Genomic DNA, 12944 nt, shown 5'->3' with positions numbered 1-12944 from the left:
CTCCTCCCTGATGAATGTGGGAGGGATTGTTCCGCGTGGGCGCGGGCGGGCAAAGAACGCCGCTCAGTGACCGGTTACGCTGCAGCCGTATCGTCGTCAATCTCGTCCGACGCCTTGAGCGCCAGGCCGTGATGCGGCACGGCGGTACCGTCCTCGCCATCTGCCACGCGCAGTTCTGTCTCTCCCCAAGTCACAGCCCTGCGGATGTCTGCGAACCCGATCTTCGCCAGCTCGCGCAACACCATGTCCTGCGTGATCTCGGTACGCTCTGCCCTCGCCTTCATTTCCCGCTGCACCGCAGCGGCAACATCTGGTTTTGTCAGGTTTTCATACCCGATCGCATTCGCGCGGTGCGAACTGTACCCAGCTCGAATCGCAGCCTGAGTCGCGTTCAGGTCGATAAGGTATTCCTTGACGAAGCGCGACTGCTTGGGCGTGAGTCCTTTTCGACCCATCACCTCGTCCCCAGCCCGAACACCTGGTAGAGCGCATCGAAGTCCGCCGGCCGCGCCTGCGGCTTGAGCCGGTAGAAGCACGCCGTGTAGCGCTCACCAGTCCGGCGCGTGCGACGCATGCAGGCTGTGCCCTCCACTGCCTCGATCAGGCGGAACCGCCGCAGCCAGGAGCACGCCGCGCGTACCGGGTACTCGTCACATCCCATCGCCGCCGCGATGTCGGTCGTGGTGAAGACGCTCACCCCTTCAGCGTCTTTGATCTCGCCCTCGTAGGCTCGGATGGCATCGAGCACGGTTTCCGTCGTCACGTTCATGCTGTCACTTCCCAGATCTCAATCACTGCGCCAGGCGAATCCAGTGCGTCATCACCTTCCATCGGAAACACCTTCGCCAGCCGCGTGTACTCGATCACTCGAGCGTCGTCCTGCTCCTTCACTCGAACACCTCCACATCCCAGCCGCCCCCATCCTTCTTCGCCTTTGCGAACACAGCCAGGAAGCGGAACGGGTACATCTCGGCGGCGATCTTGATCTTGGCCCTCGCGTCGTCCATCCATCGGCCCTTGACCTCGTGGCACTCGATCTGACCAGACGCCAACATGACGGCGTAGTCCGGCGTGTAGAACGTGCTGTCGGCCAGCCTCAGCTTTAACCCCTCGAATCGATACCACACGATCTCTCCGGCCGCCTCGCGAGCTCTTAGCGTGGCCTCGTATGCAGCCTCTGTCTTGTTCTGCTGCCCGGCCTTCAGCCTGCCAAGTGCCAGAAGGCCGCCGGCTGCCTTTGTAGAAACCTTGTGTCGCACCACTACCGCCAATCCCCCCTCTCCCCGCGATTTCCCTTTGCCCACTGTGCGTTCGCATCCGGAAGCAGTACCGAGTACCCGCTGCTTCGCTTCATCGCCTCGACTGCAGCCCGATTCCCCTGCGCCCGAAACCGCAGCAACTGGCGCACCAAACAGCGATGCTTGAAATTCATGCCCCATGACTCACCCCGTTCGCGTTCAGGCAGCAATAGCGTCATAGCCTGCTGCCTCGAGCGCCTGCCTTGCGCGCTCGGAGCGGATCACACCCAGCGCGACGTGCTCGGCGAGGATCTGCAGGAAACGCTGGTCGCCGGACTCGGCGAGCTCGATGATGCGGCTTTCCCACAGCGAGCCACGAGCGCCGCGGGCCGGCGGGGTCTTCGCCCAGGCTACGCCGTCGCCAACTTGCTTCATGTGCCCGGCCAGGGCGCCGGCTTGCTGCGCCGCGCTCATGCCGCGCTCCTGCTGTCGATTACGCGAAGCGGCTGCGTAGCCTCGACCGCTGCGACGGATGCCGTGGCGAACCCGATCAGCGGCCGGCGCGTGCCGCTCTGCATCACCGCCTCGGCCTTGGTGGCGTCGCCGATCAGCCGCGGCGGATCGGAGCGCAGGCCGCGCCGCACGTTTTCCGCCTCGGCGATGCCCGTCAGCACCGGCGGATACTCGGGTCTCTCGTTGCGCATGGCGTAGCCGCGATAGCGGTTCTCGAACTCCTTGGCCACGAACGGCCACTCTTCCTCGGTCTTCGTGCCGAGGCCAACCCAGCCGCCCATGTCGTGCAGCACGCGATGGATCAGCGCATCGTCGAACGCCACGCTGGCGTAGGTGCCGACGTGGCGCACGGCCTTGTCGATCTTTGCCCAGGCGCGCAGTGCGGAGTCCTGCGTTGTGCCGCCGAGCATGCGGCGGATGTCCGCGATTTTCGGCATGAACTGGCCTGTGTCCGGGTTCTGCACGTGGGCATTCAGCGCATGCCGCACAGCCGGCAGGTCGAGGTCCTTCAGCCCCTGCCAGTAGATCGCGATCACGCCCGGCGACAGCGGCTTGCCGCAGTACTCGGCCACCGCCTGGAGCATGTCGGAGAACGCATCGAATTCGTGTTGCTGCATGGGTTCAACCCTCGCCGAAGATCAGTCGCTTGGCCTCATCGGCCGCTTGTCGATTACGGTCTGCCAACGTCGGGGATGCTCTCGGCAGCGGTCGCACCTTGGCCGCATCGCGGCGACGCCCCTCTGCGGCAGCAAGCACCCAGGCCATGCCCTTGCCTCGCGCGTTCGGTTCTGCGGCAATGGCGCACAGCTCGTCGGAAGTGACCCCGGCCTGCAGAAGGGCAAGTAGCTTCGGATGAGACGGATTCACGCCCTGGATGTCGTTGTCCCGCATGCGGCGGCAGATCGCGCCGGCCTCGGTGGGCTCGACTTCAGGGGAAGGGTCTGCAGAAGCGAGCGCGATCGGCACCTCGGGCGCGCTACTGACGCTCAGTGATTCGCTCGCTTTTGGTTCACCTGGTAGATGGTGATTGGTGCTTGGTGCTTGGTGAGCTTTCTTCTGGGTTTCGGTTTCGGAACCCACAGAAAACCCACCGGGTTTCTTCTGGGTTTCGGTTTCGGAACCTGTCGGGTTCTTCGGAGGGCGTCCGCCTTTCTTGCCGTTCTGCCTGGCGGTCTCGATCCGAGCTTGAGCGCCTGCAATCTCCTCCTCGGCACGGCGATTGATCCACACCCCGTCCACTCGCTCGAAGAACTCCTCCAGCACGACATCAACGGCTTGGCGCTCCTCTTCCGAGCGAGCCCTAGCAAGGCGATATGCCTGCGCCGCGGGAATGCCTGCTTCCGTGGAGTAATAGCGGTCGAGCAGAATGCGATACGCGCCGTGCTCGAGCATGGAAAGGTGGCCCGTGTCCTTGGCGTAGTCGCCGAGGTGGTGCTCGTAGTAGTTAATGGCTGCGCCCTCCGATATGGAGTCGAGCTTTAGCGGCCATATAGGCGGCGTGCGCTTCCTCCGGGGAGTCGAAATAGCCAACGTGGTGGCGCATCTTGTTCGCCATGATCTTTGACTGCCAGCGCTGGTGTTGCTTGTTCCATGTGACGCCGAGCAGCCCGCAGCTGCGATTGTTGGCCTGCGCGCTGCCCTTGTTCTGCGAGTTCCCCGCACGATCCACGACGCGAAGGTTCTCCAGACGATCATCGAGGCGGTCGCCGTTGATGTGGTCGATCTCTCCTTCAGGCCATGAGCCATGGGACAGGAACCACGCCAAACGGCAGGCTCGGATGGACTTTCTGGCAAGTCGGATCACACGGTATCCGTAGACGCTCACGGTGCCGGCAGGCTTGCCAACGGTGATGCCTGGAGCAGAAACGGCCCACGTGAAAGCTCCGGTTGAAGGGTCGTAATGGATTCGGTTGTAGTAGTTCATGCGACCCTCCACGCCTTCTCATGCTGGAAGTTCGCCTCGACCAGAGCGCGGGCAACCGGCGGGCAAACGCTGTTGCCGCACATGCGGACCTGCTCGGTCTTCGTGAGCCGGATCTCCCGGCCGTCTTCGTCGATGCCGCGATCGATGATGTAGTCGTCACCGAAGCCCTGCGCTCGGAACAACTCGCGCGGTGAGAGCATCCGCAGGCCGATGTCGGCGATGGCGTACTGCTCGCCGGCGACGGTGACCAGCGCGAAGCGGTCGCGGGTCGTGACGGTGTGCAGCGGATCGAGCAGGCGCGGATCCTGGTCGCTGCCGTAGTACTTCACCAGGAAGGCGCGCACTTCGCCGAAGTGGAGACCTTGCGCACTTACGGTTTGCAGCGGCTCAAATAGCCCCTGACCGCGAAAGCAGTCATAGCCCGGGGCGGTGTGGTTCGGCTTTACGATGAACGGCTCCGCCGCATCGACGACATAGCGCATCACGCCCTTCGCCACACGGCGCAGCGTGGCATCGGCCAGCGGCCGGCGCACACCAAGCGCCCGCCCCTCCTCCTTGCTCAGGAAGATGCTCGGGCACGGCAGCGACCAGTCGATGCACTCGGCGGCCGTACGCCACGGCAGCAGACGACCCGAAAGCACGTCGCGGCTGCTCGGGTCGCCGTGCGTCGGCTCCGGCCAGCGGATCGGCAGCTTGTCCCGCCGCGCGATCAGGAAGAAGCGCTTGCGGATGGTCGGCGCGCCGTAGTCGCATGCCCGCAGCTCGCGCCACTCCACCGCGTAGCCCTGCCGGCGCAGCGCATTCACGAACGCATTGAACTCGCGCCCCTTGCGCCGCGGGCAAGGCCTGTGGCCGCCGTCTTCATGACGCACCACGGGCCCCCAGGTGACGAACTCTTCGACGTTCTCGAGCGCGATCACGCGGGGCTGCTTGATCGAAGCCCAGCGCAGCGCCACCCAGGCAAGGCCGCGGATCCTTTTCTCGACGGGGGTGCCGCCCTTCGCCTTCGAGAAGTGCTTGCAGTCCGGCGACAGCCACACCAGCCCAACCGGGCCCTTGATCTCGCGCGGATCCACGTTCCACACGCTCTCGCACAGATGGCGCGTGTTCGGATGGTTGGCGCGGTGCATCGCCAGCGCAGCCGGATCGTGGTTGATCGCGACATCGACCGGGCGCCCGAACGCAGCCTCGAGGCCACTGCTGGTGCCACCACCGCCGGCGAAGTTATCGACGATCTGCTCGTTGGGCAGCAGCGGGAGGGTGAAGTCATCGCGCCACATTCCCGCCCCTACCCTTTTGCATTACCAACTCACGAAGCCGCGACGGCAGGATGTCGACATCGTCCTCATCCATGCAGTCGACCGTGATCAGGAACCGTGCGTACTCGCCCATTGTTGAGAAGCCCAATGCCCGCGCACGGCGCAGACCGAGCGTCTTGAGCTCTGCGGGCATTCGGAGCGAGAAACCATCGTCCATCGCGACGCCTGACGAGTCGGCCGCGCGGCGCGAGAACTGCGGATCGTCCCCGGCGGCGACCTCACCGACAGGCTTCCTGGCGAACCAGGTGAAGGGATTGAGCAGAGACACTAGCGGTGCTCCAGGGGGGTTAAGAGCGGCTTCCCCAATGCGGATAGAATGGAAGGTCTCACGCAACCACCATCCGCACAGGAGAAGCCATGAACTTGGAAGAACGCGTCGCGGCAATCGAAGAGAGGGCAGCAAAAATCGAGGTTCTGCTGCAGCTGCAAAGCCTGAGCATCACGGCTGCCCTCGCGGCTGTCGGGGACGAGCATCGAGTGCTTGCCTGTCTGAAAGGCGTTGCCGAGCAGCACGACGCACACGGGCTCTACGCCACTTCTCTTTCAGACGATCAGCTGCATCGCGTGCTCGCGGGAATACGCGGGCAGATTGCGGAGCTAGAGCGGCGGCTACACCAGCCCGCATCACCCAATACGCCAGCTTGACGCCCTGCTCCACTGCAGGTCGGTCGATCGGCATCACGCCGCCTCCTGGCTGGACTGGGTGGCAGGCGGAGCGCTGCGGCGCAGGCACGCCCAGTGCTCGACAAGATCTGGCCGCAACTCTTCGCAGATCACCGCCCGCCCCGTCGCGATCTCAACCTGAGAACACCGCTCGCTCGGGATTGGGCGCACCCCTGTTATCCACTGATGGACCGTCGGAACAGAAACGCCGATTGCTCGCGCCAGCGCGGAAATCGATCCAAAGTGATCACAGGCTCGTTGGATGGGTGTTTTGGTATCCATGGGCTCATGGTAAGGCGGCGCCTAATCTTTGACAAGAGGAATTGCCTAATCTCTCGCAAGCGTGATCCATTAGGCCATGCTTAAAGGTAAAGAATTCGGCGCAGCCATTGCGCGCGCGATCCAGTTGAAGCTCGACTCCGGGGCTGCGAAGACGAAGGCCGAGATCGCGCGTCATTTTGGGATGAAGCCGCCATCACTGGCTGACTGGGTCAAGAAGGGCTCTGTCGCAAAAGACAAACTGCCTGAGCTATGGCGTTACTTCTCTGATGTTGCGGGACCTGATCACTGGGGGATGACGAAGTCCGAGTGGCCAGCGGGGCTTACCGACGACCGTGACGCCGATCACGCTCATGACAAGAGCGGTGTCGCTCTATTACCTTCGTCTAATAGCAAGGCGGACGACGGCGAAGCACAATCGCCAGCTGCGGCGCAACCAACTGTCGCAGACTTGCTGGAGCGCTTGCGTGCCGAGATCTCCACGCAACCGGAAGCAGTCAAGCGCGCGATCGCCGAGTTGATGGCGGAGTATGTGACCACGCCCGACGAAGCCACAGGCCGCGCCGTCGCCGACGCCATTCTGAGAATCCTTGGCCCTCGCCCATGATCCCTGACCACGACGAACACGGACTGTTGCCTCCCGGCATCCACGACGCCTCACCAGCGGAGATCGAGAGGCGCTTCTGCTGGACGCCGCGGCGCGCAGAACTGCTGAACGGGCTGCAGCGACTGCTGGCCGAATGGTGGATACCGCAGAACCTGCAGGGGGCCGTGCTCGTTGACGGCAGCTTCGTGCGGCGCAAGCCAGACCCGGAAGACATCGACGCCGTGTTCGATCTGGCCCCGCATGCCCCCCTCGAGCAGGCCGTAATCTTCATGTTGCGCTGTCAGATCGAGCGCGCAGCGCTGAAAGCGAACTATCATGTCGACGTATGGCCTCGCCACCCTGCCCTCCCGAACGACCTGGCAGCATTCTTCCAGTACGTCGGCGACAAAGCAGCGGCCGAATTGCAACTCGCCCGCACCCACCCGAAAGGCATTCTCAGGATCGTTCCATGACCGACCGCCGCCCACTCTGGGACGGATCCCCAAAAGACGCAATGCGCGTGTTCCTCGAGCACAGCGTCGGCATTGGTCTGCTCGCCAAAGAGCACGGGGTGGCTGTCGATCCGGCAGAGTTGGTCGGCGGGGTTATTGATCAGCTCGACAAGATCGCGCGCGAGTCCTACCCGCTATTCCAGGTCGTGGAGAATTCGGACCTCGTATTGCACGCCGAGGGGCCGGGGGCCGAGCACGCGCTACCATGGCTGTCCGCGTTCAATTGGCTAACCGGGACGGCCAACAAGAACATGCGCGCCCTAATCAGATCCACCCTCGACCTGATGGGCGTCGACGGCAAGCGCATTTCGCGCGAGGCGGATCTGCGTCTCTCCGGCGTCGCGCCGGGCAGCATATGGATCGGACTCAAGCTGATGCTGCCCGACTCCCCACTGCTGCCCGCAGATGGCCAGTTGGGCGAGCGCTTGGCCGACACCGCGGCGCGCCTGCCCATGCTCGCGCGCTTCATCGACGACGAAACGCTGCGCCCCGGCTTGCACGAAGCGGAGCCCGACCCGGCGCAGCGCGACGTCGCGCTCTTGTCGCTGCTAGCCTTCGCCCCCACCGGAAAGCGCGGCATCCACACGCTGGGCATCTCGTCGCGCGAGTACGGCAGCGCCACCCTGTCGCAACGCGAGCGCGTCGTCTTGCAGGAAGCGTTACGCCATCCTTTGCCCGGGCGTTTGCGCGAGGGCGCGCTACAAGGCGAAGTGCGCGAGGCCGATCTCGACAAGACGCGGTTTCACCTTCGAACGCCCGAAGGCGTGGTGCGTTGCGTGCTGCCGGCGCTGCATACCGAGCAAGCCAGAATCATGTTGGGCCGCCCATTCCGGGTGACGGGAAAGTACGAGACTGACCGCGACGGCCACCCTCGCCTGATGTACGTCGAACGCATAGAACCGATGCCCGAGAGCGGTCGGCTACTTTGAATATTCTGGCCACCGCGCCAGTGCCATGCACCTCGGCGCCTTCCTGCATGCGGTACAGAAGCTAGCTATACGCCCACTGTCGGGCGCCGCCCTGGTCACCGGCATTGCGCCGAAGGAACTGGAAGCCAAGGTCACCACGTTTTTCGGCAAGCCTTGCCACATCGTGTATTCGGAGACGGTGTTCTACGACGACAGCACCGACCAACAGAAGCGCGTGCGCACCCTGCTCGACATCTCGGCAATCTAGGGTACGGTATCGACGAGTTCACACGTTATAACAATTTTATTATACGATGCCCTTCGCTCTGTATGACCATGTGAACGCCCACGGTGAGAACGAGATCGCTGCATGGACGCGAGACCTACAGACGCGGGATCGAGCCAAGCTGGCCAACAGGCTGGACAAGTTGCACCAACTTGGGCTGGCGCTTCTTCCGGAAGTACTGACCGGAACCGACACCCCGGGAATCCTGAAGTTGCGCGTGCGCGGCAATGTCCAGTTGCGCCCCGTGCTGTGCAGGGGGCCGATCGACATGAGCGAAGAGTTCACGCTATTGCTTGGCGCCAAGGAGGTCGGCGGCAAGCTCGTACCGCGTCAAGCAGATGCGCTCGCGGGCGACATAAGGCAGGCGGTCAAGGCCGACCCTGCAAACAGGAGGAAAGAACATGAGCACATTCGCTGATCGACTCGTCGACGATTTTGCCGACAAGGAGTTTGCCCACGGCTACATGCAGGATCACGGCAACGTCGTGATCGCCGCTCAGATCAAGGCGCTGCGTGAGCAGCGCGGGCTGTCTCAGGAAGCGCTGGCCCAACTCGCGGGAATGAAGCAGGAACGCATCAGCACGCTCGAGAACGTCGACTACGACGCCTGGACGGTGAAAACACTGCGCAAGCTTTCCGAAGCCTTCGACGTGCACCTGAAGGTGGCCTTCGTGCCCTTCAGCGAAGGCATCATGGATGCGGTCAACCTCCGCCGCGAGCGGCTTGAGGTCGTTTCGCGCGAAGAAGATCTTGCGCAGTTTCGCGGCCTGCGCAAGGTGCATAGCAACGGTGAATGGAAAGCGATCAACGGCAACCACATCGCCATCGTGAAACCGCTGACTGCGGCCGGGCCCGTTAACCCAACGCTTCCGGGCTGGCAACGTATTGATCAAGGTCCGAGAGAGGCCGCCCGTGGCTAAGACCGAAGGCCCCACGCCAATGCTCTCACTGCAGTCGATCTACCTGCGGGGGGGGGCGATGGAGATGAACGAGGGCTTCCATCCGAATCTGCCCGGCATTAGGATGCTACCCTTGTTCAGAAATGCAGACTGCAAGTGCAGCTGCAACACGACGCAGCTTCAAGCGGAAGACGGTGCAGAGCAGACGTTGCACTGGTGCCAGTTCATTTCACGGTTTCAGTTCGTGTACGTGCGACCGAAGGAAGACGGCTCCCAACACGAGGAAGACGAGATCGAGACACACCGACTCGCCTCAATCACGGCAGAAATCGCCGCTGTCTACAACCTTAGCGGCGACGCCCTCCCCGATGCGGAAACGCTGCATCACTGGGCCAGCAACAACGTGTTGCTTCACACATGGCCGTACTGGCGAGAGTACTGCCACAACACGCTGCTGCGAATGGGGCTGCCGGTAACGATGATCCCGCTGATCAGCCTAGCCCCACCACAAGGGCAGGACGCCGCGGCTGAATGATGGACGCCCGCCCCCATGGCGGGTTTTCTTTTAGCGCAGGCGCGCCACCCAGTGCGCCTCCGACACGATCGCAACCCCGGGCTGCAGCAAGAGGCGAGACAGGATGGCACCGACGTACTGCCAGCCGTTAGCGAACCCGAGGCTGCCGAGCACGTCATCGCAATAGCCTCCTGATAGCCAGATGCAATAGCTTATCCACAGCCGGATTGCCGGAACGGTGATAGAGTCGGGCTGTCGAATAAAAGCCGCCAACCGAAGCGGCTTTTTGCACATGAGGAGCAAACGTTGACCACGCTTACCCGAGAGCGCCGCGAGCTGCAGGCCTTCAGCGCCAGCGTAACCGCAGGCGCTGCGCGCTCGCTCGACCTTCTCCGCGACATCGAAATCACACTGGCTTGGCTCAACAGGCTGACAGGCATGCTGCGTGCCGATGCTGAGTTCGCCGAGTCGGCCAACGCAGACCTGGGGGCCACCGCCTGCCCCATCGACCCGGACGACGCCATTCAAGATGCGCTCGAAAACGCGCAGCGCGAAGTCAAGGCGCTGTACGAGATCCTGATCGACAAGCGTCAAGCCGGGCGCGACGACCGCCGCCTCACCGAAGACGACGGCATTGAGGCTGCATACACTGAGGCGATCGCACAAGCCGCGGACCTCCACAACGCCATCGACGCCCTGCGCTGGAACATCGGCGAGCACGACATCGACGCAGCCCCGCAGCCCAAAGGGCCCATCTACGCCGCCGCCGACGTAGACGCGCTGTTCGACGACCTCTTGGGCCGATGACCAGACTGCATCCCATCAAGCGCATTCGTGCCACGACCGCGTTTGGCGAGATGCTCCGAAAGCTCCCGCCCGAGATCCAGGAGGCGGCAAGGCAGGCAGTGAAGGATCTCGTTGCCGACCCCCACCCCAAGAAGTACAGGCTGGAAAAGCAGACGGCGGACTACTGGACAATCCACGTCACGCGCAACCACTCTCACAAGCTGAGCTTCGCGCTCGAGGGGGACTGTGCCGTACTGCGCAAGATCGGGACACACAAGGAAATCGACCGTGCGCCCTGACTCGCCCCCTCACCGCCTCTTCCACTTGAACGACAGCTCGCCGGCCACCAGCCACAGGTGCCGCATGTTCGCCACGTTCACCACATCCGCATCCGCCGGGTAGATCTCGACCGCATCTCGCGCGCCGTAGCCGATCTCGCGCTTGATCCGCATCAGCTCGTCCCACGAGATGCCGTCATTCCAGCGCTCGCCATTGTGGCTCGTCCGGCAGATGCTTAGCCGCGCATTCACCAGCGAGTCGGCGACGGCGAACTCCTGCACCAGGTAGTCGCGCGACACCCAGACGCGCACGCGACCCGACTGTTGGCCGGCATCCGGCCACCGCGCCCGCGGCACTTCGGTGAGCACCGCCAGGCGCTTCGCGTTCTCGCGCTCGAGCTGGCGGCGCCGGTCTCGGGTCAGGATGTTCACTCTTCACCCCGCTTCGGCGCTGCGTCCTGGGCGGATCGGATGCGCAACAGCAATTCAAACGCTAGCGCCGCAACAAACTCATCCTTTCTGCCCGCGTTTCGATAGGCCTGCATCAACAATGCCATGACGCCATCGGCGCCATGGTCCAGAATGCGGTTGATCGTTTCGGAATAGGGTCCAATTGCCATGTCTGCTCTCCTGGGGCTATGCCCTCACTGCATCAAGGATGTTGTGTTCACGGTGGCGACAACCCGTCCCGTCAAGGACTCGCCCAACGAATTCGATCTGTTCTGCGCCTGCCCAAGCTGCGAGCGGGCATCCATCGCGCACGTCATCTTCAACGACGCAAAGAAGCGGGGTTTCCAGCGCGACTGGCCCAAAGTCATTCGCCCCGAGCCGGGCATGAGCATCGAGATCATCCCCAAGCCGCCCATCGCGCGCGCGCCAGAACACCTGCCCGCGCAGGTTGAAGCGCTGTTCATCCAGGGTGCAGACACACTGATTCGCGACCACAAAAACGGCGACGCCGCCGCAATGGTCTTTCGCAAGACGCTCGAAGTTGCGCTCAAGACCCGCTGGCCGGACATGACCGGCACGCTCGCCCACCGCATCGACCTGCTTGCCACCCGCCACGAAATCACCAAGAGCCTGGCCGAGTGGGCGCACGCCATCCGGTTCGACGGCAATACCGCCGCGCATGACACCGACCCGGTAACGGTCGAGTTCGCTCGCAACCTGCGCGACTTCACCGAACTGTTCCTGATGTACGTCTTCACGCTGCCGGCCATGCTGGAACAACGACGGCGCGCGTCTGCCATCTGAACGCGCACCATCACCCGCCCTCCTGCTTCTTGGCGACCAGCCGATCCAGCCGCTCAATCTCGGCGAGGATCAGGGCGCCCGCCTTCACCAGGTCGCGGCGCGGAGTGGTCGGTTTCCACCACGAGTCGTCCCACGGCCACTCTATTGGCGCCGAGTCGGTCGTGTAGTTGTCGAATGGCGTATCGATAACCCATCCCCGCGAATTTACGTGGCGCGCATAGCACGCCGCCGCCCCCGCAAGCTGCCCGGCGCTGTGCTGGTCATCGTGCTCCGGCGTCCAGCCCTCGGCCTCGAGCTGCCGGCGGCGCTCCGCAGCCACATCAAGCACGGCCTGCGAGCCCCACGCGAGCAAGTCGCCGGGCGTCGGACCGGAATCGAGGTCCGAGTCCTGCTGCATCGGTGCGCGCCCGGCAGCAGCGAGCGCCGCACGAAGCGCAGGCCCGAACGTCCCCGCCTGATTGTGTACGTCGAACACCCGCGCAAACGCCTGCGTCATCGCCTCGGTCAGCAAGCTCTCGGGCACCGCAGCCTCCCGACCACGAATGAGCCTGGCGCGCATGTATCTCGCTGCGAAAGTTACTGCCTGAGTATCTTCAATCCTGCGTGACAGACCGACCCCCTCCGGGCTAGCTGCCCCTGCTGCAAGCACGGCCTGCGTGGGGTCTGAGCCGATCCCCTTTGGCTTTGGCAAGCCCCCGCAACCTCGCTCGCGCATGGCGCGGTCAATCGCCTCGTCGTAGGCCGCAGGGTCGCGCGCGGCCTCGTGGCTGATCCTCACCCCGTCCGCAACGCGAACGAAGCGGTAACGCGTGGCGTCGCGCCAAACGTCATCCGGAATGCTCGACTCCGCACGTTCTGCTGCGGAAACGAGGGCTGCAAAGCGTTTAAGCGCAGCCTCGTATGAGAGCTGATCCGCGTTCGCCTTGTCCCACCAATTCTCGATGCCGGCTGCACGCGCCATTTTCATGATTTCGTTGCAGTCCAT

General features: G+C 63.6%; 26 protein-coding genes. 11 read left to right on the top strand and 15 right to left on the bottom strand.

Annotated elements, in window-relative coordinates:
• Positions 1 to 74 precede the first annotated feature (74 nt).
• The 10 genes from B447_RS10875 to B447_RS10835 all read right to left on the bottom strand — a co-directional run bounded on the left by B447_RS10875 (position 75) and on the right by B447_RS10835 (position 5262).
• Entirely contained in the window at positions 75 to 455 is a 381-nt protein-coding gene (locus B447_RS10875; protein WP_002939747.1) for a terminase small subunit, read from the bottom strand.
• Positions 455 to 769, bottom strand: a complete 315-nt coding sequence (locus tag B447_RS10870) for a hypothetical protein (protein WP_002939746.1) — start codon at positions 767 to 769, stop codon at positions 455 to 457. Before B447_RS10870 ends, B447_RS10875 begins: the two co-directional genes overlap by 1 nt.
• On the bottom strand, positions 766 to 891 hold the full coding sequence (locus B447_RS22980) for a hypothetical protein (RefSeq protein ID WP_269745245.1): 126 nt from the start codon (positions 889 to 891) through the stop codon (positions 766 to 768). The genes B447_RS10870 and B447_RS22980 overlap by 4 nt, the downstream gene beginning before the upstream one ends.
• A complete protein-coding gene (locus B447_RS10865; protein ID WP_443080981.1) occupies positions 888 to 1262 on the bottom strand; it encodes a DUF1064 domain-containing protein in 375 nt (124 codons plus the stop codon). Before B447_RS10865 ends, B447_RS22980 begins: the two co-directional genes overlap by 4 nt.
• A 195-nt stretch (positions 1263 to 1457) precedes the next feature.
• Complete coding sequence (locus B447_RS10860) at positions 1458 to 1712, bottom strand: hypothetical protein (RefSeq protein WP_002939740.1); 255 nt, start codon at positions 1710 to 1712, stop codon at positions 1458 to 1460.
• Entirely contained in the window at positions 1709 to 2335 is a 627-nt protein-coding gene (locus B447_RS10855) for a DUF6475 domain-containing protein (protein WP_198291782.1), read from the bottom strand. The genes B447_RS10860 and B447_RS10855 overlap by 4 nt, the downstream gene beginning before the upstream one ends.
• A gap of 37 nt (positions 2336 to 2372) precedes the next feature.
• A complete protein-coding gene (locus tag B447_RS21840) occupies positions 2373 to 3143 on the bottom strand; it encodes a YdaU family protein (RefSeq protein WP_002939736.1) in 771 nt (256 codons plus the stop codon).
• A 52-nt stretch (positions 3144 to 3195) separates the two neighbouring features.
• Positions 3196 to 3675 carry an HNH endonuclease signature motif containing protein gene (locus tag B447_RS10845; protein WP_002939734.1) on the bottom strand — a complete coding sequence of 160 codons (480 nt, stop codon included), beginning with the start codon at positions 3673 to 3675 and terminating at the stop codon, positions 3196 to 3198.
• On the bottom strand, positions 3672 to 4955 hold the full coding sequence (locus tag B447_RS10840) for a DNA cytosine methyltransferase (protein WP_002939732.1): 1284 nt from the start codon (positions 4953 to 4955) through the stop codon (positions 3672 to 3674). Before B447_RS10840 ends, B447_RS10845 begins: the two co-directional genes overlap by 4 nt.
• Complete coding sequence (locus tag B447_RS10835; protein ID WP_002939730.1) at positions 4942 to 5262, bottom strand: hypothetical protein; 321 nt, start codon at positions 5260 to 5262, stop codon at positions 4942 to 4944. Before B447_RS10835 ends, B447_RS10840 begins: the two co-directional genes overlap by 14 nt.
• 89 nt (positions 5263 to 5351) lie before the next feature.
• On the opposite strand from B447_RS10835, the gene B447_RS10830 reads away from it, so the two are divergent.
• On the top strand, positions 5352 to 5639 hold the full coding sequence (locus B447_RS10830; RefSeq protein WP_002939729.1) for a hypothetical protein: 288 nt from the start codon (positions 5352 to 5354) through the stop codon (positions 5637 to 5639).
• Between the two features lie 33 nt (positions 5640 to 5672).
• Here B447_RS10830 and B447_RS23045 read toward each other — a convergent pair whose 3' ends face one another.
• Complete coding sequence (locus tag B447_RS23045; RefSeq protein ID WP_002939727.1) at positions 5673 to 5939, bottom strand: transcriptional regulator; 267 nt, start codon at positions 5937 to 5939, stop codon at positions 5673 to 5675.
• Between the two features lie 76 nt (positions 5940 to 6015).
• On the opposite strand from B447_RS23045, the gene B447_RS22975 reads away from it, so the two are divergent.
• Genes B447_RS22975 through B447_RS21825 form a run of 7 tightly spaced genes read left to right on the top strand, consistent with a single transcriptional unit; the run spans position 6016 to position 9662 of the window.
• Complete coding sequence (locus B447_RS22975) at positions 6016 to 6543, top strand: hypothetical protein (RefSeq protein ID WP_002939725.1); 528 nt, start codon at positions 6016 to 6018, stop codon at positions 6541 to 6543.
• Positions 6540 to 6995, top strand: coding sequence for a DUF6932 family protein (locus B447_RS21830; protein ID WP_002939723.1), 456 nt, complete (start codon positions 6540 to 6542; stop codon positions 6993 to 6995). Before B447_RS22975 ends, B447_RS21830 begins: the two co-directional genes overlap by 4 nt.
• Positions 6992 to 7963, top strand: coding sequence for a hypothetical protein (locus B447_RS10815; protein ID WP_037982678.1), 972 nt, complete (start codon positions 6992 to 6994; stop codon positions 7961 to 7963). The genes B447_RS21830 and B447_RS10815 overlap by 4 nt, the downstream gene beginning before the upstream one ends.
• 25 nt (positions 7964 to 7988) lie before the next feature.
• Entirely contained in the window at positions 7989 to 8210 is a 222-nt protein-coding gene (locus B447_RS10810) for a hypothetical protein (RefSeq protein ID WP_002939720.1), read from the top strand.
• Positions 8211 to 8256: 46 nt separating this feature from the next.
• Positions 8257 to 8646, top strand: coding sequence for a hypothetical protein (locus B447_RS10805; protein ID WP_002939718.1), 390 nt, complete (start codon positions 8257 to 8259; stop codon positions 8644 to 8646).
• On the top strand, positions 8630 to 9148 hold the full coding sequence (locus B447_RS10800) for a helix-turn-helix transcriptional regulator (protein ID WP_002939710.1): 519 nt from the start codon (positions 8630 to 8632) through the stop codon (positions 9146 to 9148). Before B447_RS10805 ends, B447_RS10800 begins: the two co-directional genes overlap by 17 nt.
• Positions 9141 to 9662 carry a hypothetical protein gene (locus B447_RS21825; protein ID WP_157384664.1) on the top strand — a complete coding sequence of 174 codons (522 nt, stop codon included), beginning with the start codon at positions 9141 to 9143 and terminating at the stop codon, positions 9660 to 9662. Before B447_RS10800 ends, B447_RS21825 begins: the two co-directional genes overlap by 8 nt.
• A 30-nt stretch (positions 9663 to 9692) precedes the next feature.
• Here the strand turns inward: B447_RS21825 and B447_RS22970 are convergent, their stop codons facing one another.
• Positions 9693 to 9815, bottom strand: coding sequence for a hypothetical protein (locus B447_RS22970; RefSeq protein WP_269745244.1), 123 nt, complete (start codon positions 9813 to 9815; stop codon positions 9693 to 9695).
• Between the two features lie 132 nt (positions 9816 to 9947).
• Here B447_RS22970 and B447_RS10790 point away from each other — a divergent pair, with 132 nt between their 5' ends.
• Both B447_RS10790 and B447_RS10785 read left to right on the top strand, forming a co-directional pair.
• Positions 9948 to 10448: a hypothetical protein gene (locus B447_RS10790; RefSeq protein WP_002939701.1), complete on the top strand. Its 501-nt coding sequence runs from the start codon at positions 9948 to 9950 to the stop codon at positions 10446 to 10448.
• On the top strand, positions 10445 to 10726 hold the full coding sequence (locus B447_RS10785) for a type II toxin-antitoxin system RelE family toxin (RefSeq protein WP_002939698.1): 282 nt from the start codon (positions 10445 to 10447) through the stop codon (positions 10724 to 10726). Before B447_RS10790 ends, B447_RS10785 begins: the two co-directional genes overlap by 4 nt.
• 9 nt (positions 10727 to 10735) lie before the next feature.
• Here B447_RS10785 and B447_RS10780 read toward each other — a convergent pair whose 3' ends face one another.
• Both B447_RS10780 and B447_RS10775 read right to left on the bottom strand, forming a co-directional pair.
• A complete protein-coding gene (locus B447_RS10780; protein ID WP_002939695.1) occupies positions 10736 to 11137 on the bottom strand; it encodes a DUF7694 domain-containing protein in 402 nt (133 codons plus the stop codon).
• Complete coding sequence (locus B447_RS10775; protein ID WP_002939692.1) at positions 11134 to 11325, bottom strand: hypothetical protein; 192 nt, start codon at positions 11323 to 11325, stop codon at positions 11134 to 11136. The genes B447_RS10780 and B447_RS10775 overlap by 4 nt, the downstream gene beginning before the upstream one ends.
• Here B447_RS10775 and B447_RS21820 point away from each other — a divergent pair.
• The gene (locus tag B447_RS21820; protein ID WP_083491440.1) at positions 11324 to 11959 is read left to right on the top strand and encodes a DUF4145 domain-containing protein; all 636 of its coding nucleotides are present in this window, start codon (positions 11324 to 11326) and stop codon (positions 11957 to 11959) included. The two genes, B447_RS10775 and B447_RS21820, sit on opposite strands and share 2 nt — an antisense overlap.
• Positions 11960 to 11969: 10 nt before the next feature.
• Here the strand turns inward: B447_RS21820 and B447_RS22170 are convergent, their stop codons facing one another.
• Positions 11970 to 12944 carry a hypothetical protein gene (locus B447_RS22170; protein ID WP_083491439.1) on the bottom strand — a complete coding sequence of 325 codons (975 nt, stop codon included), beginning with the start codon at positions 12942 to 12944 and terminating at the stop codon, positions 11970 to 11972.

Origin of the sequence: Thauera sp. 27 (assembly GCF_000310125.2) — a bacterium.
Classification (GTDB): Bacteria; Pseudomonadota; Gammaproteobacteria; order Burkholderiales; family Rhodocyclaceae; genus Thauera; species Thauera mechernichensis.
The sequence above is the reverse complement of the archived record's forward strand: the minus strand, read 5'-3'. Positions and strand labels throughout refer to the sequence as shown.